This is a genomic window from Mycobacterium hippophais, from assembly GCF_027529605.1.
GTDB classification, from domain to species: domain Bacteria; phylum Actinomycetota; class Actinomycetes; order Mycobacteriales; family Mycobacteriaceae; genus Mycobacterium; species Mycobacterium arseniciresistens.
In genome coordinates this window covers 543,133-562,859 of the sequence record NZ_JAPZPY010000003.1, presented here as the reverse complement: position 1 = coordinate 562,859, position 19,727 = coordinate 543,133, and the positions used below count along the sequence as shown (strand labels likewise).

The following is a 19,727-nucleotide window of genomic DNA, read 5'->3' as shown; positions in this document are numbered from 1 at the left end:
GTTCGGGCTGGCCGAGCGCGCAGTGCGTCAAGCCGCTTCTGATAGCGGTGCGGTCCCACGGATCTCTTTCCCGAAATGGCCGCGTGGCCTTAAGGACCGGCACCACGCCGCAGCAGACGATAAGAAATCGAGGAGCACGTCGTGAGCGATGCGAAAGTCGAAGTGACCCACCACGAGATGACTCGACTCGACATCCACACCGCGATGCCCTTCGGTGATTTCCGGACGCGTTTCGAGCGCGCTGCGCCCGCGTTCGACGACGAAGTCGTTCGAGACCTAGTCGAGCGTCAAGCTCCGTGGGCCGACATGCGGGCTGCAATGGAGAAAATGGCGCCGCATGAGTTGATTCGTTACGTCACGATAGATACCACTGCAGTCATGTCCCTGGCAGGTAACCGCACGCAGGCAGTCGAATACCTGCTCGGCAATCACTTCATCGCCGAAAGCATGTTCCGCCACGATCCGCACGCCCTGCTCTACGCACCGCTGCGGGTGCTTCTCTACAGCGACGGCCACGGCGACGCTGTATTCAGCCTCGACCAGCCGAGCACCGCATTCGGGAGCTTGGGCGTCGCCGAGATCTCGCGCGTCGGACTTGGACTCGACGACAAGGTGTCTGCGTTGCTCACGTTCCTCGGTGTCCAAGTCGCCATCGATCCGGTTGTTGCTCAACCACGTCGGTGACCGTGGTGTTGGGGTGACGGGTGGCCGTGGAGCCCTTCCCGAACTTGCCGGCGATGGCGCTGCGGTGATGGGTTACTGCTGTGGTTGGCATCCCGATCGGTGACCGTGGTTTTGGAGTTGCGCGCCGCGGTGGACGCCTTGACATAGCGACCGGTGGTCGCGCTGCGGTGATGTTCCTTGGCCATTGCTTTTGACCTTTCGTGCTTTCCGGCCCGGGTATTGAGCCGGATACCGTTCTATAAGTACGCTTGTCGGCTCGACCCCGTGAATTCCTTAGAGCTGTCTAGCCCATAGACGCCCCCGGCCGCGCCGGGCCGGTGCGTCGCTTTCGGCGGCGATCACCGATTTGCGTGCTGCTCGCGCGGTGCGGGTGCCCAACGAGCTGGCGTTGATGAGTGCGGTGATGTGCTGGATGGTGGTCACGACGTCCTCTTTCGGAGTTGGCGGAAGTGATAGCCGATGAGGTTTTCCACGCTCTTGGCGTCGGGCAGGCCCAGCTCGTCGGCGATCTCGCGCTGGGAGAAGCCGTGCTCCTGCAGGAACAGTGCTCAGCGTGCCCGGTCGGTGCTCAGCAGCGCCATCCCCTCGGCGACCGTGTCGTTGGCGACGATGGTCTCCTCGATGCCCTTGGTGACGTCGAACCGGTCTTCGGGCAGCTCAGCCATCGGCGTGGTGGCCTGCTCGATGCGCGCTTGCTCAGCCCGCAGTGCGCTGCGATAGATGTTGGCGAACTGCTAGAGGCACTGGCCGATGAAGAAGGTGCCCAGCGACGCGCCTCCCGAGGACTGGTGCAACTGCAGCGCCCAGCAGAAGCTCCTAGTCTCAGCTTCTGCATCTTGGCGGCCCCGCCGACCGACGCCGTCCGCCCTCTTCCTGCTCGAACTGACCACCGGCGTCCGGCGCGGGCAGCTCTGCGGTCTGAAGTGGTCCGCCGTCGACCTGGATGCCGGTCAGATCACGGTGCACGACAATCGTGTCGTCGTCGGCGGCCAGGCTGTAGAGAAGGCCGGCGGAAAGACCCGCAACGCGGATCAGACCATCTCGATCGATCGGTCGACGGCGGCAGCCCTTCGTGAATGGCGGACTCTGCAGCTAAGCGAGCGCGAGTTCTTCGGCGACGCTTACCACTCCGGCGACTTCGTCTTCACCTACCAGGACGGGCGGCCCCCACACCCCGACTCGATTCGGCAACGCTTCGACCGCCTAGCAGCCGCGGCAGGTCTGTCTCGGATCACTTTCCATGACCTGCGGCATTCCTATGCGACGGGAGCGCTGCGAGCCGGTGTCAGCCCGAAGGTCGTGAGTGAGCGGATCGGCCACGCCAACGTTGGCTTCTTCCTCGAGACGTACGCGCATGTTCTCGCGACCGACGACCGTGACGCTGCAGAGCAGGCGGCGGAGTTCTTGCTCGGCGACGCTTGGAGGGCCGCGCCGGAGGTCGAGACTTAGCGCCTATCGCGATGGTTCCCATTCGCGATGGTTCCCAACTTTGTTCCCACAGCCCATGAAAACGGCCCCCGGAGCAATCTCCGGGGGCCGTTTTACCTGGTAGCGGGGACAGGATTCGAACCTGCGACCTCTGGGTTATGAGCCCAGCGAGCTACCGAGCTGCTCCACCCCGCGTTGGGTGAACGCAAGGTTACCTATGCCGGGGGCGCAGCTCCAAATCGCGTGGTCGCCGACCTTCGCCGCACCCTCACGGCGCGTCCACCGTGCACAAAGTGCTGGTCGTCCCCGGCGTGTCGCCGGCAGACACGCACGCTCGCGGAGAAGAGCCGCGGGTGTAATGCTGGTCACGCCCGCACCACCTGACCGTTGCGGAAGACGCCGGCCGGGTCGTAGCGGTCGGCGAGCGCAGCCAGCCAGTGCCTGGTGTCCTCGCCGTACACCCGCGCAGCGCGCCCAGGATCGGCCGACGGCGCGAAGTTGGGCAGCTGACCACCGGTCGACCACGGCGCCAGCGCGGCGAGCACGGCAGCCGCGTGCGCGGGCACCGCCCCGGCGAGTTCGGGGATCAGCGCGCCGATGGTCGCCAGCGTGAAGGCGGCGTCGCGGTGGCCCAGCGCGCTGCGGTGCCGTGGCTCGCGGGCGAACGCACCGCCGAGCATCCGCAGCTCCACGATCGCCTGCAACGAGCCCGAACCGGGGCCCGCCACTGACAGCAGCGCATCGGCCGCCTCGGGCGTGAACGATCCCAGCAGGGTGTGCTCCTCGTGCACCGGCATCGGGCCCACCGGATCGGCGTGCACCGCGCCGATCGCGGCGTACGGGAGCACCCCGACGGTGTCCATCAGCGGGACGGCGGCCGCACGCATCGGCGCCAGCAGCCGTTCGGCCTCGGCCAAATCACCCAGTGTCGTGTACCGCACGGCCACCGTCAGCCGGCCTGCCAGCAGTTCGGGGACACCGGGCAACGGCGGCAACTGCTGCAGCGCCAGCGAGGTGTTCACCGTCTCGGGAAGTCCGGCGCACCACCGCTGCCACGTGTGCAGCACCGCCGCCGCGTCGGCCCCGTCGAAAAAGACAGCGCCACCATAGAATTCGGCCACCGGTTTGAGATCGATCTCGACCGCGGTGACGATGCCCAGTGTGGCCTTGCCACCACGCAGCCCCCAGAACAGGTCGGCGTGGTCCTGCGGCGTCACCGTCAGCAGCTCACCCTCCCCCGTCACGAGCTCGAAGGACCGCACGTGGTCGGAGGACGCCCCGAAGGTGCGCACCAGCGGACCGATGCCGCCGCCGGTCAAAAAGCCGACCACCCCCACGCTGGGGGCCGAGCCGCACAGCGGCGCCAGCCCGAACGGCGCGGCGGCGTCGAGCACCCGATGCCAGGTTGCACCCGCGCCCACCCGCGCCGAGCGGCTCATCGGATCGACAGTCACCGCGGCCATTCCGGTGGTCGAGACCAGGATGGTGTCGGGCGTGACGCCCAGCGCGCCGTGGCCGGTGGCCTGCACGTCACCTGAAGGCCGCGGTTCGCGGCGAAGCGCACGGTCTCGGCGACGTGGTGCGGTGCGCTGGCGAGCACCACCGCGCCCGGCGTCACCGCCGCGGCGGCGTTCCATGGCATGCAGCGCTCATAGCCGGCCTCGCCGGGCAGGGCCACCGGCGCGGACACCTCGCTTCGCAGGGCGAGCAGCGCATCGTCGAGTCCGTCGCGGGCGACATCGGTCACGGTCATCGAAATCCCTTCAGTCTGGTGTGCGACCAGCATCGGGGACCGCGCTTGGCGTCGGCTTGGCGCGCACACCAAGCGCCCGCCAAGGATTCAATCGGCCGTGGCCGGAGGGTTCGGGGTGCAGACGGCGGCGAAGTCCTTGCCATCCTTGGCCGCGACGTCGGCCGGGTTCAGCCAGCCGACCCCGTCGAACCAGAAGGTGTCGGCGGGATGATCCGGCGAACCGTTCACGATGTCGGATACCTCGGTCGTGGCACCGAAAGTCACGTCCTTGCCGTCGACCTGCAGTACCAATTGGTCGGCGGTGCGCCAGTCCATTCCGGCCGGCCATGACTCGGTCACGCGGAAACCCGGGTACGGCCCGCCCAGCGTCAGGTGTTCGACGTTCGCCCCCTCGGAAGCGGCGGCCGTCAAGACCAGGTCAGGCCCGCCCATGTCGTGCCCCAGGGTGAGCTTGGTGATACCCACGCATGGCGTGCCGGTCCAAATTTGCAGCTTCCCGTCGGTCTCCCTCGCGCCCCACGAGGGCAGCAGCGAAGGTGCGCCCGGCGGCGGGCGGTAGCCCTTCTCGCTGTCGCACGCGCTCGAGGCAACGAGCGCCGCCACGGCCACCGCGACGGCGAATCGACGACGAATCACCGCGTGTATCCCCCGTCGTGCAGGCCGGCGTCCTCCTCGAGGGGATTCGTCATGCCGTGCTGATCCATGTAGTAACCGGTGCCGTAGTCGATGCCCATCAGCAGCGTTCCCTTGTCCGCCCACTGCTGGGAGTGCCGCTCCTCGTGATGCAGGATCCGGTCAAGATCGAGGGTCCCCTCTCTGGCCGAGCCCGGTGTGGCACCGGCTCCCCACTCATGTCCTGACTCGATCATGTCGCGCATCGTTTCCTGCGGATTCTTCAGGTCGTTGATGTTGACCGCGAAGATGTCACCGTAGGTGGTCCCTGCTTGGAAGGCTGCGTAGTCGGTCGGCTTGCCGCCCATCGACATCAGCATCCCGTTCGGTGTCGTCGCGACCGCCGCGCCGGTGTAGGGCAGTCCGGCGGCGACGAGATAACTCCTGTCGTTCTCGTTCTGCCGGTCGATGATCCGCTGGATCTCGTCGGCCGAGTACGGCACTTCCTCGAAATCGTTCTGGACGTCGTCCGAGGTGCCCGCGATCCCGTCGTCACCGGCCGCCGCCTTGCCGTAGTCGGTACCGGCATTGAGCACGTAGGTCATCATGGTCGCCTTCTTGATGTCCGCCGGGCTGGTGCCTGGCGGGATGATGAAGAACGACTTGCCGTCGGCATCCTTGACCTCCTGCATGCCGTTGAAGACGTCGAAGTCCTGCGGGTCGATGTCGTGGGTCCGGGCGATGTCGACGATGATCTCGGGTGGCACCCCGTTCTCGGCGGCGTTGCGCAGCCACTGTTCGTACTTGGACCCCTTCTCCACCGGACCGGTGAGCAGGCCGGCGTCACGCAGCGCCTGCTCGTAGGCCGGAAGCTTCTGTTCGGGTGTCGCGTTGGGGTCCTCGGCCGGGGGTTCCTCCGGCCCGGCGAAGTCGATGTTCTCCGCCGCTTCGATGTCGCCGTCCTGGTACTTGCTCGCCGCCAGATAAAGCTTGTCGGAGAAGTCGGAGACGTCGTTGCCCAGCGATTTCGCCTGACCGGTCAGCGATTCGCCGACCTCGGTGAGCGCAGACGCGGTCGCGAAGCCCGACATCCCTCCCGCCGCCGCCGACACCTCCCCGCCGGCATGGTCGAACCAGAGCCACTTCGCGATCGTGGCAAGCCCGCTCGCGCTGTCGCGCATCCCGTCGACGCTGACGTCCAGGGCCTCCGGCGCCACGTCAGCCCCGGTTCGCCGTGCGGATCGCGCCTGCGGCGGCCTTGTCCGCGGCGTCGAACTTGTCGAGCGCCGTCTGGATCTTCGTCTGCAACTGCAGCCGCCTGATGTTGACCTCCATGGCGTTTCGCGGCGACAGCGCGCCCCACGCCAAAAGCCGCCAGCCGGGCGTCACGGTCCCGTCGTCGGAGATGTCGAAATACCCCGCCTCGCCGCTGGTGACGAGGTCGGACAGCTCCTTGCGGATGTCGCGCAGGCTCGCCCCGTAGTGGTTCAGCTGCTTCTCCAGGGCCGACAGCTTGTCGCGGTAGATCACCTGGTCGCCGATCATCTCCGCACCGCTGACCTGAGCCGCCTCGGCGGCGGTGCCGGTCCACTTGGTGTCCAGATCAGCGAACTGGGTGCGCCCGCCGGCGATCTGGACATCGACGTTCGCCACCGACTCGACGACCTGACCGGCAGCGGTGATCAGCGCCTCGGGCTTCGAGCCGAGGACCGCTGCGATTCCCGGAGACACCGTGCCGAACCCCTGTCTGCGTGGCCAGTGTCTCCATTGTGGGTGCTGCACCCGGGGGTCGGACGCACCAATATCGCGATCAGGCCAGCCGGTCGGCCGCCTCGGCGACCGCGCGCATCACCAGCCGTCGCGCCTGCTCGGTCACCTCGAGTGGGCCGTCCGCGCGGGTCAGCGCGCGTTGTCGTACTCGGTCATCGCGTCGTTGAGGCGCTGCAATGCCTCGCCGTACTGGGCGAAGTCACCGCTGCGCTGCGCCTCGCGGGCCGCCGTGAGCGCGGTCTCGACCTCCTGCAGGGCCTGCGCCTTGGCTGCCGACAACTGCTGCGGTCCAACAGGACCCGGCGGTACCGCACCGGCGGGCGCCGGTGCCCGCGGGGCGCGGCCGGCCTGGTTGGCCGGCGGCGGCGTCGCAGGCTGCCCGTCGGGTGTCGCGGCCGCCGGACGCCCATTGGGCGGGGCCGTGGGTGCCGGTCCCTGCGCGGTCGCGTCCGCGCCAGGACCGAACAGGTCGGTGAGCGCGTCGCGCACCGTCGGCCCATAGCCGACCTTGTCGTTGTAGAACATCGCCACGCGGATCAAGCGCGGATACGACGACGCCGCATCGCTGGCCCCGGGCGAGGCGTACACCGGTGCCACATACAGCAGGCCCCCCGGGCCGACCGGTAGCGTCAACAGGTTGCCCCACCGGATCCGGTTCTGATTGTCGCGGCCGATCACACCGAGATCCTGTGACACCGCGGTGTCGGTGCTGATGGCGTTGAATGCCAGCTTGGGACCGTTGACCTGGCCCGGGATCGTCAGCACCGTCAGGCGTCCGTAGGTTTCGGGATCCGAACTGGCGCTGATATAGGCCGCAAGGAAGTCACGCCGGAACCGGTTCATCGCGCTCGTCAACTGGAATGAGGACGAGTCGTCCTCTTCCGCCAGGTTCTTGGCGACGATGTAGTACGGCGGCTGGAAGCTGCTCGCGGTCGGGTTCGGGTCGAGTGGCACGTCCCAGAAGTCCGACGTCGAGAAGAAGGTGACCGGGTCGTCGACGTGGTACTTGGCCAGCAGGGCGCGCTGCACCTTGAAGAGGTCCTCGGGGTAGCGCAGATGATCCTGCAACTCTTCACTGATGTCGCTCTTGGGCTTGACCGTGTCGGGGAAGACCTTCATCCACGCCTGCAGCACCGGATCCTGTTCGTCCTGCGCGTACAGGGTGACGGTGCCGTCGTAGGCGTCGACCGTGGCCTTCACCGAGTTACGGATGTAGGACACCTGCTTGTTCAATGCCAGCCGGTTGACCGCCACCTCGTTGGAATCGGCAGTCGCCGAGGAGAGCGACGTCAGCTCCGAATACGGGTAGTTGTCCAGCGTGGTGTAGCCGTCGATGATCCACACGATCCGGTTGTTGACGATCGCCGGATAGGTGGTCGTGTCGGTGGTCAGCCACGGCGCCACCGCCTCGACCCGGTCGGCCGGGTCACGATTGAACAGGATCTTGCTGTTCTCGCCGATCACGTTGGAGAACAAGAAATTCCGCTCTGCGTACTTGGCGGCGAACAGGCTTCGCGCCACCCAGTTTCCGACCGGTACGCCACCGGAACCCGTGTAGGTGTAATTGCGGGTCTCGACGTTGTTCTCGTAGTCGTACTCGCGATCAGTACCGTTGCTGCCGACGATCGCGTAGTCCGCCGCGGTGTTGGATATAACGGGACCGTAGTAGATGCGCGGCTGATCGAGCGGCGCCGGACCGGGCGAATCGACACTGCCGTTGGCGCCGACAACGCTGGCCAGGAACTCCGGATAGCCGCCGTTCTGATTGGGGTCGTTGGCGACGCCGCGCACGGTGTTCGCCGGCGAGGCGATGAAACCGTTGCCATGGGTGAAGACGGTGTGCCGGTTGATCCAGTCCCGCTGGTTGTCGATCAGCCGGTCCGGATTGAGCTCACGAGCGGCGACCACGTAGTCGCGCAGGTTTCCGTCCTCGTCGCGGTAGCGGTCCACGTTGAGCTGATCGGAGAAGTAGTAGAAGTTCTTGCCCTGCTGGAACTGCGTGAACGCCGGGGCGACGATGTTCGGGTCGAGCAGCCGGATGTTCGACGTGGTGGAGCGGTCCGCGGCCACCTGCTGGGCAGTGGCCGGCGCGTTACCCGGATAGTCGCGGTAGGTGACCACGTCGTCTTCCAGCCCATAGGCCTGCCGGGTGGCGGCGATACTCCGGCTGATGTACTCGCTTTCCTTCTGCGCCGCATTCGGTTTGACGCTGAACTGCTCGACCACCAGCGGCCAGCCCGCCCCCACCACCAGTGACGACAGCAGCAGCAGCACCACACCGATCGCCGGGATGCGCAGGTCGCGCAGGACGATCGCGGAGAACACCGCGGCCGCGCAGATCAGCGCGATCGCCAGCAGGATCAGCTTGGCAGGCAGCACCGCGTTGATGTCGGTGTAGCCGGCGCCGGTGAACGGCTTGCCGCCGCGGGTGTGCACCAGCAGCTCGTAACGGTCCAGCCAGTACGCCGCCGCCTTGAGCAGGATCAGCACACCCACCAGGGCCACGAGCTGGATGCGTGCCGACCGGGTCAGCGCACCGCTGCGCCCGGCCAGCCGGATGCCGCCGAACAGGTAGTGACCCAGCAGGTTGGCGACGAACGCCAGGAAGACGGCGACGAAAAGGAAGCTCAGCACCAGGCGGTAGAACGGCAGATCGAAGGCGTAGAAGCCCAGGTCCAGGCCGAACTGCGGGTCGGTGACACCGAAACTGCCGCCGTGCAGGAACAGCTGGATGCGCACCCAGTAGCTCTGCGCGACGAAGCCGGACAGGATGCCGATGAACGCCGGGATCCCGAGGCCGAACAACCGCAACCGGCTCATCACGGTGGTGCGGTAACGCGCGACCGGATCGTTGGGCCCGATCGTCGGCACGAACACCGGGCGGCTGCGGTATGCCAGCGCCAGGCCTGCGAAGACGATGGCGCCGATCACCAGCGTCACCACCACGAAGATCAGCAGACGCGTCAGTAGCACGGTGGTGAACACCGAGCGGTAGCCGAGTTCGCCGAACCACAGCCAGTTGACATAGCCGTCGACCAGGCGGGGCCCGATCAGCAACAGCACGACGACCGCGAGTGCGATCCCGATCAGAAAACGGCTACGTCGCGTCAGCTTCGGCATCCTCGCCGCGGGCCGCATACCCACTCGCCACTCCAGTTCTGGGAAGTCCATCGAAGGCACGTCTGTCGACGTGGCACCAACTCTACGCACCCCCCGGGGTGCGGTGACCTAGCAGCGGGGCGGTTCGCCACCAGCGGAAAGCGTCTTCAGCGCGTCGACCGTCTGCGTGAGATTCTCCGCCTTGACCAACTCGAGGCCGTCCTGCGGATCGGTCTTGGCCTCGGCGCAGTTGTCGGCGGGCACCAGGAACACCGTGGCGCCCGCCTCCCTGGCCGCCAGCATCTTGTGCGTGATGCCCCCGATACCGCCGACCTCGCCGTCCGCGGTGATGGTGCCGGTGCCCGCGACGAACCTGCCGTCGTTGAGGTCACCGGTGGTCAACTTGTCGACCACGGCCAGACTGAACATCAGGCCCGCCGACGGACCGCCGATGTTCGCCAGGTTGAAGTCGATGGAGAAGTCCGCCCACGGCGCGTCGAGCACGCCGACGCCCAGGAAGCCCTGCCCGCCGTCGGGGTGCTTGCCCAGCGTGATCGTGGTTTCGCCGTCGTCGGCGTTCTTGCGGCGGAAGTCGACCGTGATCGCGTCACCGGGCCGGGTGGCCTTCACGATGCCCTGGAACTCGTCGAGGGTGGCGACGGGTTTGCCGTTGACCGCGTCGATGGCGTCACCCGGCTGCAGCTTGCCCGCGGACGGCCCGGGGTCGGTGACCGACTCGACGGTGACCGCCTTCGGGTACTTCAGGTAGGCAAGTGCGGCGTACTCGGCGTTGTCCTCCGAGCGCCGGAAGTCGGTGCTGTTCGCCTCGTCGATCTCGTCTTTGGACTTCTCGGGCGGATACACCAGGTCGCGGGGCACCAACTGCTCGCGGCCCGACGTCCACAGCGCCAGCGCCTGGCCGAGGGTCAGGCCGTCGCGCTGCGACACGGTGGTCATGTTGAGATGCCCGGAAGTGGGGTGCACGTCGGCGCCGGGGCCCTCGATGTCCACGACCTGCTTGCCGTCGACCTCGCCGAGGGTGTCGAACGTCGGTCCCGGGCCCAGCGATACGTACGGCACCGTCGTCACCGACAGCAGCACCCCGAACGCAAGGATCGGCACGAGCGCGACCAGCAGCGTCAATACCCGCCTGTTCACGCCGCCCACAGTAGAGGCCCGGTGCGCGGTTCACTCACAGCGTGACCCGCGCACCCGCACGGGCCGCCCATGGTGAGTACCGTTGACGGCATGGCTGACCTGCCCTTCGGGTTCAACTCTGGAGACGACCCCGAACGTGACCGCAAGAAGGACCCCGACCCGGGATCCGGCGCGGGCGGGCCGTCGAATCCGTTCGGCCCCGGTTTCGGGCAGGGCGGAGCCGGCTTCGACATGTCCGAGCTCGGACAGATCTTCAGCAAGCTCGGTGAGATGTTCAGCGGCGCCGGCGCCATGACGCCCGGCGGGCAGACCGGTCCGGTCAACTACGACCTGGCCCGCCAGATCGCGTCGAATTCGATCGGCTTCGTCGCACCGGTGCCGGAGAAGACCAGTTCGGCGATCGCCGACGCGGTCCGGTTGGCCGAGACGTGGCTCGACGGCGCCACCCCGTTGCCTGCAGGCACCACCAGGGCCGTGGCCTGGACGCCCTCGGACTGGCTGGACAACACCCTGCAGACGTGGAAGCGGCTGTGCGACCCGGTGGCCGAGCAGATCTCCACCGTGTGGGCGTCGGCGCTGCCCGAAGAGGCCAAGAGCATGGCCGGCCCGCTGCTGGCGATGATGTCGCAGATGGGCGGCATGGCCTTCGGCTCGCAGCTCGGCCAGGCACTCGGCAAGCTGTCGCGAGAAGTGTTGACCTCCACCGACATCGGGCTTCCGCTCGGTCCCAAGGGAGTGGCCGCGCTGATGCCGGAGGCGGTCGAGGCGCTGTCGGAGGGGCTCGAACTGCCCCGCAGCGAGATCCTGACGTTCCTCGCCGCGCGCGAGGCGGCGCATCACCGGCTGTTCAGCCACGTGCCGTGGCTGTCGTCGCAGCTGCTCGGCGCCGTCGAGGCGTTCGCCCGCGGCATGAAGGTCGACATGAGCGGCATCGAGGACCTGGCGCGCGGCTTCAATCCCGCCTCGCTGAGCGATCCCTCGGAGATGGAACAGCTGCTCAACCAAGGCATCTTCGAGCCGAAGGCCACCCCGGAACAGGTCGCCGCGCTGGAACGGCTGGAGACGCTGCTGGCCCTGGTCGAGGGCTGGGTGCAGACCGTCGTCATCGCCGCGCTCGGCGACCGCATCCCCGGCACCTCGGCGCTGTCGGAGACGCTGCGCCGCCGCCGCGCCACCGGAGGACCCGCCGAGCAGACCTTCGCCACCCTGGTCGGGCTGGAACTGCGGCCACGCAAGCTGCGCGAGGCCGCCGTGCTGTGGGAGCGGCTCACCGACGCGGTCGGCGCCGACGCGCGCGACGGCGTGTGGCAGCACCCCGACCTGCTGCCCGACGCCGCCGACCTCGACGAGCCCGCCGGCTTCATCGACCGCGTCCTTGGCGGCGACACCAGCGGTATCGAGGACGTCATCGCCGAGTTCGAGAAGAACGACAAGAAGGACGAGGGCGAGAAGGACGGGGACAAGAAGGACGGGGCCGACTAGAACGTCCCTTCCGCGGCGCCCGGGCCCTGTGGATAACCGACGGTGGCGCCTGCCGGCCGTGGCACAGTCATCGCATGACGCGCTATGCGCTGGATCCGTCGATGCCGGTGCTGCTGCGGCCCGACGGTGACGTGCAGATCGGGTGGGACCCGCGGCGCGCACTGCTCGTCCGCCCGCCCGACGGCGTCACCCCCACCGCGCTGACCGGCCTGCTGCGCGGCATGCATGCCGGCATCACGCCCGACGACCTGCGCGCCGCCGCCGCCGAGGCCGGCCTCCGCGACGCCGCGGCACTGGACGACCTGCTGGCCGCGCTGGTCGACGCCGGCGTCGTCACGGTGGCGCGCACGGTGTCGCGCAGCCACCGAACCCGCACCGCTTCGATCCGCATCCACGGGCGCGGCCCGCTGTCGGACCTGCTGAGCAGTGGCCTGCGGTGTTCCGGCGCCCGGGTGTTCCAAAGCAGGTTGTCCCACGCCGAGGTCACGCCGGATTCGACGGATCTGGTGGTGCTGTCGGACTACCTGGTGACCGAACCGCGCGTCGTGCAGCAGTTGCACGCCGTGGCGATGCCCCATCTTCCGGTGCACATCCGCGACGGCGCCGGCATGATCGGGCCGCTGGTGATCCCCGGCCGCACCAGCTGCCTCGGGTGTGCCGACCTGCATCGCAGCGACCGGGATTCGGCCTGGCCGGCCGTGGCGGCGCAGCTGCGCGGCACCGTCGGCTGCGCGGACCGGGCGACGCTGCTGGCCACCGCGGCACTCGCCCTCGATCAGGTGGACCGGGTGATCCGGGCGGTCCGCGAATCCGGGGACGCGCGGCGGCCCGCCGGTCCGCCCCCGACCCTCGACACCACCATCGAATTCGACGTCCGGCGGCACTCCATCGTGGCCCGGCGGTGGTCGCGTCATCCGCACTGCAGCTGCTGAAAACGATTGTTGCCAGTTGGTGACGGGCCGTTCAGCTGAGTCGTGGATGATGGACTGGTGGCTGACATCAAACGCGGGCGCGCCGCCCGTAACGCGAAGCTCGCGAGCCTGCCCGTCGGCATGGCGGGCCGGGCCGCACTCGGTTTCGGCAAGCGGCTGACCGGCAAGTCGCGCGATGAGGTCAACGCCGAACTGATGGACAAGGCCGCCCAGCAGCTGTTCACCGTGCTCGGTGACCTCAAGGGTGGAGCGATGAAGGTCGGCCAGGCGCTGTCGGTGATGGAGGCCGCCATCCCCGAGCAGTACGGCAAGCCCTACCGCGAGGCCCTGACCAAGCTGCAACGGGAGGCCCCTCCGCTGCCTGCGGCCAAGGTGCACCGGGTGCTCGACGGCCAGCTCGGCACCAAGTGGCGCCAGCGGTTCACCTCGTTCGACGACCAGCCCGTCGCCTCGGCCAGCATCGGCCAGGTGCACAAGGCCGTCTGGGCCGACGGCCGCCAGGTGGCCGTCAAGATCCAGTACCCCGGCGCCGACGAGGCGCTGCGCGCCGACCTGAAGACAATGCAGCGGATGACCGGCGTGCTCAAGCAGCTCGCTCCCGGCGCCGACGTCGACGGTGTGGTCGACGAGCTCATCGAGCGCACCGAGATGGAACTGGACTACCGGCTCGAAGCCGACAACCAGCGCGCCTTCGCCAAGGCCTACGAAGACGACCCGAAGTTCGTCATCCCCCGGATCGTCGCCAGCGCGCCGAAGGTGCTGATCGCCGAATGGATCGACGGCGTCCCGATGTCGCAGATCATCCGCGAGGGCAGCACCGAAGAGCGCGACCTGATGGGCACCCGGCTGGCGGAGCTCACCTACGACGCGCCGCAGCGGCTGGACATGATGCACGGCGACGCCCACCCCGGGAACTTCATGCTGCTGCCGAACGGACGGATGGGTGTCATCGACTTCGGCGCCGTCGCTCCCCTGCCCGGCGGCCTGCCCGTCGAATTGGGCCAGATCATGCGTTTCGCGTTGGACGACGACTACGACAACCTGATCGCCACCATGGAGAAGATCGGTTTCATCCAGCCCGGCGAGAAGGTGTCGGTCCAGGACATCGACGACATGCTGCGCCAGTACGTGGAACCGCTGCAGGCCGGGACCTTCCACTTCACCCGCAGGTGGCTGCAGAAGATGACCGCCGTGCAGCTGGACAAGTCGGTCGCCCAGATCAAGACGGCCAGGCAGATGGACATCCCCGCCAAGCTCGCCATCCCGATGCGGGTGATCGCCTCATCGGTGGCGATCTCGTGTCAGCTCGACGCCCACGTGCCCGTCAAAGCCATTGCGACGGAACTGGTTCCGGGATTCGCCGACGCAGCATGACGGTTCGGGGTACCCGGCGGCGGCACTAGGCCGCCGCCGGATTTCTCTCGGCGTTCTTTCGCGGACGTCCACGCGGCCGCTTGCGCGCGACGACGGTGCCACGGTCGAGGATCTCCCCGCCCCACACGCCCCACGGCTCCTGCCGTTCCAGCGCGGCGTTCAGGCACTCACGCCGGATCGGGCAGTCGGCGCACAGCGCCTTGGCCCGTTCGAGGTCGGCCGGACTCTCGGCGAACCACATGTCGGGGTCGTTGAGATGACATGGCACTGCCGGCAGCTTCCGCTCGAGGCACATACCCTGCGACATCAGTTGATTCCTGCTTCCTGGTCGTTGTTTCCTCGGCCATCTGATTTCTGATGGATCTGGGACCAGGTGCTCGGATCATCTCCGATAAAACTCTGGCCACGGATCCGGTGACTGCGGGTCCGTGGCCATGTGGCGTGTCGAAGGCGTACCTAAGTGGTGCCCCGATTCACGGACGGACGAGTCGCGGTGGCGGCGCGGCGCTTGCGCGGCGCCGGAATGGCGGCGGCAGGCCACGCCGCAATAGCGGCGGCGGCTGCCGCGGACGGGTGATACGCCGCCCCGGCGCAGGTGCCGGCGACGACATGGAGGGTCCGCGACATGCCGGCAACGCCTACACCGACAAACGCGTTCGTGTTGCTGATCATGATCCGGGCACCCTCCTTCCGACTCGTCGCCCAACGTGTGATTCGAGGCTAAGCCTAACAGCGCAACCGCACAACCTATTTTCTACCTGCACTTTTGGCGGAATCTTTGCGATTCCTGGCCGCCTTCAGCCCCTCTCGCGCACCAGGGCCAGCACGTCGGGCCCGTACTGCTCCAACTTGCGTGCACCGATGCCCGGAATCGCCACCAGCGCGGCGTCATCGGTGGGCAGCGTCTCGGCGATGGCGATCAACGTGTTGTCGGTGAAGACCACGTAGGCGGGGACTTTCAGCTCCTTGGACGTCTGCAGCCGCCACTCCTTGAGCCGTCCGAGCAGTTCCTCGTCGAGGTCGGACGGGCAGGATTCGCAGCGGCGCAACATGATCGCCGGTGGAGTGGTCAGCGCGCCGTTGCAGACCCGGCATCGCGGCGTTGCGCCCTTCTGGCGCCGGGGCCGACCGAGGGCGGTGTCCGACGAGGCCTGCGGTGCGAGGCCGTTGAGGAACCGCGACGGCCGCCTGCCCTGCCTGCCGCCCGGTGCGCGGGCCAGCGCCCAGCTCAGGGCGAGGTGCACGCGCGCCCTGGTGATGCCCACGTAGAGCAGGCGGCGTTCCTCCTCGACGGGTTCACTGTCGGGGCCGTGGGTGAGGGCGTGCGAGATCGGCAGCGTGCCGTCGGCGAGCCCGACCAGGAAGACCGCGTCCCACTCCAGCCCCTTGGCGGCGTGCAGCGACGCCAGCGTGACGCCCTGCACCACCGGCGGATGCCGGGAGTCGGCGCGCTGACGCAGCTCGACGACCAGGGCGCGCAGGTCCAGATGCGGCCGCAGCGCCACCTCTTCGTCGACCAGTTCGGCCAGCGCGGCGAGCGCCTCCCAGCGTTCGCGCGCCCGGACGCCCAGGGGCGCCTCGGCCGTCAGCCCGAGCGGTTCGAGCAGGCCGCGCACCACCTCACCGAGCCCGGCGCCGGCCCCGTCGTCCTCGGCCCGCTCCGCGGCGCGCTGCAGTGCCAGCAGGGCCTGACGAATCTCCTGGCGGCTGAAGAAGCCCTCACCGCCGCGCACCTGGAAGGCCACACCAGCCTCGGTGAGCGCCTCCTCGTAGACCTCCGACTGGGCGTTGATGCGGTACAGCACCGCGATCTCGGCCGGGGAGGTGCCGGAGTCGATGAGCCGGGCGATGGCCTTGGCGACGGCCGTCGCCTCGGCGACCTCGTCGGGATGCTCGGAGAACGTCGGCTCCGGACCCGGTGGCCGCTGCCCGACCAGGTGCAGCTTGCTGCCCGCGATGCGCCCGCGCGCACCGGCGATCACCCGGTTGGCCAGCGACACCACCTGCGGGGTTGACCGGTAGTCGCGTTCGAGGCGCACGACCGCGGCCTCGGGGTGCCGCCGGGAGAAGTCGAGCAGGTAGCGGGGGGTGGCGCCGGTGAAGGAGTAGATGGTCTGGTTGGCGTCACCGACCACGGTGACGTCGTCGCGGGAACCGAGCCAGGCGTCGAGCACCCGCTGCTGCAGCGGCGTGACGTCCTGGTACTCGTCGACCACGAAACAGCGGTAGCGGTCCCGGAACTCCTGGGCGACGGCCGCGTCGTTCTCGATCGCGGCGGCGGTGTGCAGCAGCAGGTCGTCGAAGTCGAGCAGCGCGGCGTCGTCGTTGCGTGCCTTGAGCGCCTCGTAGCCGGCGTACACCGCGGCGATGCGGGCGGCGTCGAACGGGATGTCGCGGCCGATCTCGGCGACGGCGGCGGCGTAGCCCTCCGGGCTGATCAGGGACGCCTTCGCCCATTCGATCTCACCGGCGAGGTCGCGCACGTCGTCGGTGGAGGATTGCATCCCGGCCCGGTTCGCCGACTGCGCCACCACCGAGAACTTGCTGTCCAGCAGCCGCCAGCCGGTGTCGCCGACCACCCGGGGCCAGAAGTACTGCAGCTGGCGGCGCGCCGCGGCGTGGAACGTCATCGCCTGCACCGGGGCGGTGCTGGCGTCGGAGTCCTGATCCAGCGCGCGCAACCGGGCGCGCATCTCCCCGGCCGCCCGTGAGGTGAACGTCACGGCCAGCACCTGGCCCGGCGCCACGTGGCCGGCGGCCACCAGGTAGGCGATGCGCCGGGTGATGGTCCTGGTCTTCCCGGTGCCGGCGCCCGCCAGTACGCACACCGGGCCGCGGGGAGCGAGCACGGCTTCGCGCTGCTCGTCGTCGAGGTCGGTGAGCAGCGGCTCGAGCGACGAGCGGGCCTCTACCGACATGCGGTCCATCTTGACAGGGCGGTGTGACAAAAGCCCGGCGCAGTGCCGGGCATGTTCGGCGCATCGGTTAGGTTGAATCCGTTATGACTGCTTCCGAAACCGCCACGTTGACCATGTACACCACCACGTGGTGTGGGTACTGCTCGCGGCTCAAGACCGCCCTGAGGTCCGAGGGGATCTCCTGGAGCGAGGTCGACATCGAGGCCGATCCGGCCGCCGCGGAGTTCGTCGGGTCGGTGAACGGCGGGAACCACGTCGTGCCGACGGTCAAGTTCCCGGACGGTTCGACGCTGACGAACCCGAGCATCAAGGACGTCAAGGCCAAACTGGCCGGATAACCGGCGGCGAGCAGACGCAAAATCGCCCGACACGCGGGGCGACACGCGCAATGTGCGTCTGCTCGCGGACGTCAGTCCTGGGCCGCCCAGGACTCGATGATCTCCCTGGCGATCGAGATCGAGCCGGGCAGCAGCAGCCGTGACGGGGAGCGGCTGTTCCAGTCCCCGTGCTCGAGTGCGTCGCGGATCTCGGCCCGGGTGAACCAGCCGGCCTCGGCGATCTCCCCGTCGTTGTAGGAGAACTCCTGCTCGGGGTCGCCGATCGCGTGGAAGCCGACCATCAGCGAGCGCGGGAACGGCCACGGCTGGCTGCCCAGGTACTCGACGTCGGTGACCGTCAGCCCGACCTCCTCGGCGATTTCGCGGACCACGCACGCCTCGAACGACTCGCCCGCCTCGACGAAGCCCGCGAGGATCGAGAACAACCGTTCCGGCCACACCGTCTGGCGGGCCAGCACCGCGCGGTCGTGGCCGTCGTGCACCAGACAGATCACCGCCGGGTCGATGCGCGGGAACTCCTCGTGGCCTGTCAGCGGGTTCGACCGGCCCCAGCCGGCCTTGATGGGCTGCGTCGGGGCGCCGTCCACCGGACTGAAGCGGGCGCTGTCGTGCCAGTTGAGCAGCGCCGTGGCGGTCGAGACGAGCTGGGCGCTGACGTCGTCGAAGATGTGCCCCGCGCGACGTAGGTCGAGCACCTCCACCGGTTCGTCGCCCTCGGGCGGCTCCAACTCGCCGCGCACCGCCCAGACGTGCCTGCCGTCGTGGAGGCGGCCCAGGAAGACCGCGTCGACGGGCGGCGCGTCGGCCAGCGCCGCGGCCGCGCCGAGCACCACCCGACCGCCGCCGATCAGCACCTGGTTGCGCCGGTCCACCCGCAGCAGCAGGGCGTCGGCCCAGCCCGCTACGGCGGCGTCGACGTCGGTGCGCAGCGTGTCGGCGCGGTCGGCGCCGACCCGCGACAGCAGCGGGATGTTGCGCAGTCTGAAGTTGATCGCCCGTCCCCCCGGCCCGCCGGAGGTCAACCCCTGGTCGCTTCGCTCCTGCCCGCCGGGGCTCATCGCTCCGCGTCCGCGCTGCGGATGTGCAGCAGCCGGTCCCCGGGTTCGAGCGCGTCGACCTGCGGGTCGTCGACGCGCAGTAGTTTCCCGCCGCGCACGACGCCCAGCACGATGTCGGAGAGATGCCGGGGTGAGCCTGCGACTTCCTTGGGCGTGACCTCCCGCTCCGCGATGGCGAAACCGGCGTCCGGGGTCAGCAGGTCCTCCATCATCTCCACCACGCTCGGGGTCTGCACCGCGATGCCGAGCAGCCGGCCTGCGGTCTCCGAGGTGACCACCGTGGAGTCGGCCCCGGATTGCTGCAGCAGGTGCTGATTCTCGGCCTCGCGGACCGCGGCGATGATCTTGGCATTGGGCGCCAGCTCGCGGGCGGTCAGCGTGACCAGCACGGCGGTGTCGTCGCGGTTGGTGGCGACGATGATCGACTTCGCGTGCTGGGCGCTGGCCAGCCGAAGCACATCCGAATCGGTCGCGCTGCCGCGCACCGTGACCAGGCCCGCACTCTTGGCCCGCTCGAGGACGGCGGGATTCTCGTCGACGACCACGATGTCGGCCGGGGCGACGTCGTCGCCGATCATCGCCGCCACGGCGGTGCGGCCCTTCGTGCCGTAACCGATGACGACGGTGTGGTTGCGCACTTTGTTCCTCCATCGCTGGATCTTCAACGCCTGGCGCGACTGCGTGGTGAGGGTTTCGACCGTCGTGCCGATCAGCACGATCAGGAACGCAACGCGCAGCGGGGTGATCACCAGGACGTTGATCAGGCGGGCCGAATCGGTCACCGGCGTGATGTCGCCGTAGCCGGTCGTCGAGAGCGAGACCGTCGCGTAGTACAGGCAGTCCAAGAGCGACAGCGGATCGCTGGCATCCGGACTGCTCTCGATGTCGCGGTAGCCGTGCCGGTCGAGGTAGACGATCAGCACCGCGGCAAACAGCGCGGACAACGCGTAGATCACCCGCATGGCGATCCGCCGGGCCGGGCTGACGAACGGCTCCGGAATCGAGAGGACATCGACCAGGTCGGCGTCCGGCCGGTTGGTCAGATTCTGGTCGATCGCAGCGAGCCGACGTCGCAATCTACCTTTGGCCACGAGGGCCGTTCATCGATCGCCCAGCGATGC

16 protein-coding genes, 1 tRNA gene and 1 pseudogene are annotated in these 19,727 nt (G+C 68.5%); 6 read left to right on the top strand and 12 right to left on the bottom strand.

Annotated elements, in window-relative coordinates:
• Positions 1 to 141: 141 nt before the first annotated feature.
• On the top strand, positions 142 to 684 hold the full coding sequence (locus tag O6P37_RS11220) for a DUF302 domain-containing protein (RefSeq protein WP_269894115.1): 543 nt from the start codon (positions 142 to 144) through the stop codon (positions 682 to 684).
• A gap of 273 nt (positions 685 to 957) precedes the next feature.
• Here O6P37_RS11220 and O6P37_RS11215 read toward each other — a convergent pair whose 3' ends face one another.
• Positions 958 to 1,107: a hypothetical protein gene (locus O6P37_RS11215; RefSeq protein ID WP_269894114.1), complete on the bottom strand. Its 150-nt coding sequence runs from the start codon at positions 1,105 to 1,107 to the stop codon at positions 958 to 960.
• 327 nt (positions 1,108 to 1,434) lie between these two features.
• Between O6P37_RS11215 and O6P37_RS11210 the strand changes: the two genes are divergently transcribed.
• On the top strand, positions 1,435 to 2,133 hold the full coding sequence (locus O6P37_RS11210; protein ID WP_269894113.1) for a tyrosine-type recombinase/integrase: 699 nt from the start codon (positions 1,435 to 1,437) through the stop codon (positions 2,131 to 2,133).
• Positions 2,134 to 2,230: 97 nt separating this feature from the next.
• On the opposite strand, the gene O6P37_RS11205 is transcribed toward O6P37_RS11210, so the two are convergent.
• From O6P37_RS11205 to O6P37_RS11175, 7 genes and pseudogenes are all read right to left on the bottom strand, one after another.
• Positions 2,231 to 2,307 (bottom strand) — tRNA-Met (locus O6P37_RS11205).
• Between the two features lie 170 nt (positions 2,308 to 2,477).
• Positions 2,478 to 3,865 (bottom strand): annotated as a pseudogene (locus O6P37_RS11200) (FAD-binding oxidoreductase).
• 87 nt (positions 3,866 to 3,952) lie between these two features.
• Complete coding sequence (locus tag O6P37_RS11195) at positions 3,953 to 4,474, bottom strand: hypothetical protein (RefSeq protein WP_269894112.1); 522 nt, start codon at positions 4,472 to 4,474, stop codon at positions 3,953 to 3,955.
• Between the two features lie 23 nt (positions 4,475 to 4,497).
• Positions 4,498 to 5,694 carry a type VII secretion target gene (locus O6P37_RS11190; protein WP_269894111.1) on the bottom strand — a complete coding sequence of 399 codons (1,197 nt, stop codon included), beginning with the start codon at positions 5,692 to 5,694 and terminating at the stop codon, positions 4,498 to 4,500.
• Between the two features lies 1 nt (position 5,695).
• Positions 5,696 to 6,208, bottom strand: coding sequence for a WXG100 family type VII secretion target (locus O6P37_RS11185; RefSeq protein ID WP_269894110.1), 513 nt, complete (start codon positions 6,206 to 6,208; stop codon positions 5,696 to 5,698).
• Positions 6,209 to 6,376: 168 nt separating this feature from the next.
• Positions 6,377 to 9,391 carry a UPF0182 family protein gene (locus O6P37_RS11180; RefSeq protein WP_269894176.1) on the bottom strand — a complete coding sequence of 1,005 codons (3,015 nt, stop codon included), beginning with the start codon at positions 9,389 to 9,391 and terminating at the stop codon, positions 6,377 to 6,379.
• Between the two features lie 84 nt (positions 9,392 to 9,475).
• On the bottom strand, positions 9,476 to 10,504 hold the full coding sequence (locus O6P37_RS11175; protein WP_269894109.1) for a YlbL family protein: 1,029 nt from the start codon (positions 10,502 to 10,504) through the stop codon (positions 9,476 to 9,478).
• 90 nt (positions 10,505 to 10,594) lie between these two features.
• On the opposite strand from O6P37_RS11175, the gene O6P37_RS11170 reads away from it, so the two are divergent.
• The 3 genes from O6P37_RS11170 (at position 10,595) to O6P37_RS11160 (ending at position 14,292) form a co-directional block, all read left to right on the top strand.
• On the top strand, positions 10,595 to 11,986 hold the full coding sequence (locus O6P37_RS11170) for a zinc-dependent metalloprotease (RefSeq protein ID WP_269894108.1): 1,392 nt from the start codon (positions 10,595 to 10,597) through the stop codon (positions 11,984 to 11,986).
• A gap of 74 nt (positions 11,987 to 12,060) precedes the next feature.
• The gene (locus tag O6P37_RS11165) at positions 12,061 to 12,918 is read left to right on the top strand and encodes a cyclodehydratase (RefSeq protein WP_269894107.1); all 858 of its coding nucleotides are present in this window, start codon (positions 12,061 to 12,063) and stop codon (positions 12,916 to 12,918) included.
• A 42-nt stretch (positions 12,919 to 12,960) separates the two neighbouring features.
• Positions 12,961 to 14,292, top strand: coding sequence for a macrolide-binding ATPase MABP-1 (locus O6P37_RS11160; protein ID WP_269894106.1), 1,332 nt, complete (start codon positions 12,961 to 12,963; stop codon positions 14,290 to 14,292).
• Between the two features lie 25 nt (positions 14,293 to 14,317).
• On the opposite strand, the gene O6P37_RS11155 is transcribed toward O6P37_RS11160, so the two are convergent.
• Both O6P37_RS11155 and O6P37_RS11150 read right to left on the bottom strand, forming a co-directional pair.
• A complete protein-coding gene (locus O6P37_RS11155; protein WP_269894105.1) occupies positions 14,318 to 14,599 on the bottom strand; it encodes a WhiB family transcriptional regulator in 282 nt (93 codons plus the stop codon).
• A gap of 490 nt (positions 14,600 to 15,089) precedes the next feature.
• Positions 15,090 to 17,210: an ATP-dependent DNA helicase UvrD2 gene (locus O6P37_RS11150; protein WP_269894104.1), complete on the bottom strand. Its 2,121-nt coding sequence runs from the start codon at positions 17,208 to 17,210 to the stop codon at positions 15,090 to 15,092.
• 83 nt (positions 17,211 to 17,293) lie between these two features.
• On the opposite strand from O6P37_RS11150, the gene mrx1 reads away from it, so the two are divergent.
• The gene (mrx1, locus tag O6P37_RS11145) at positions 17,294 to 17,548 is read left to right on the top strand and encodes a mycoredoxin Mrx1 (protein ID WP_269894103.1); all 255 of its coding nucleotides are present in this window, start codon (positions 17,294 to 17,296) and stop codon (positions 17,546 to 17,548) included.
• 71 nt (positions 17,549 to 17,619) lie between these two features.
• Here the strand turns inward: mrx1 and nudC are convergent, their stop codons facing one another.
• Entirely contained in the window at positions 17,620 to 18,606 is a 987-nt protein-coding gene (gene nudC, locus O6P37_RS11140) for an NAD(+) diphosphatase (protein ID WP_269894102.1), read from the bottom strand.
• Positions 18,603 to 19,697, bottom strand: coding sequence for a potassium channel family protein (locus tag O6P37_RS11135; RefSeq protein ID WP_269894101.1), 1,095 nt, complete (start codon positions 19,695 to 19,697; stop codon positions 18,603 to 18,605). The genes nudC and O6P37_RS11135 overlap by 4 nt, the downstream gene beginning before the upstream one ends.
• Between the last annotated feature and the right edge of the window lie 30 nt (positions 19,698 to 19,727).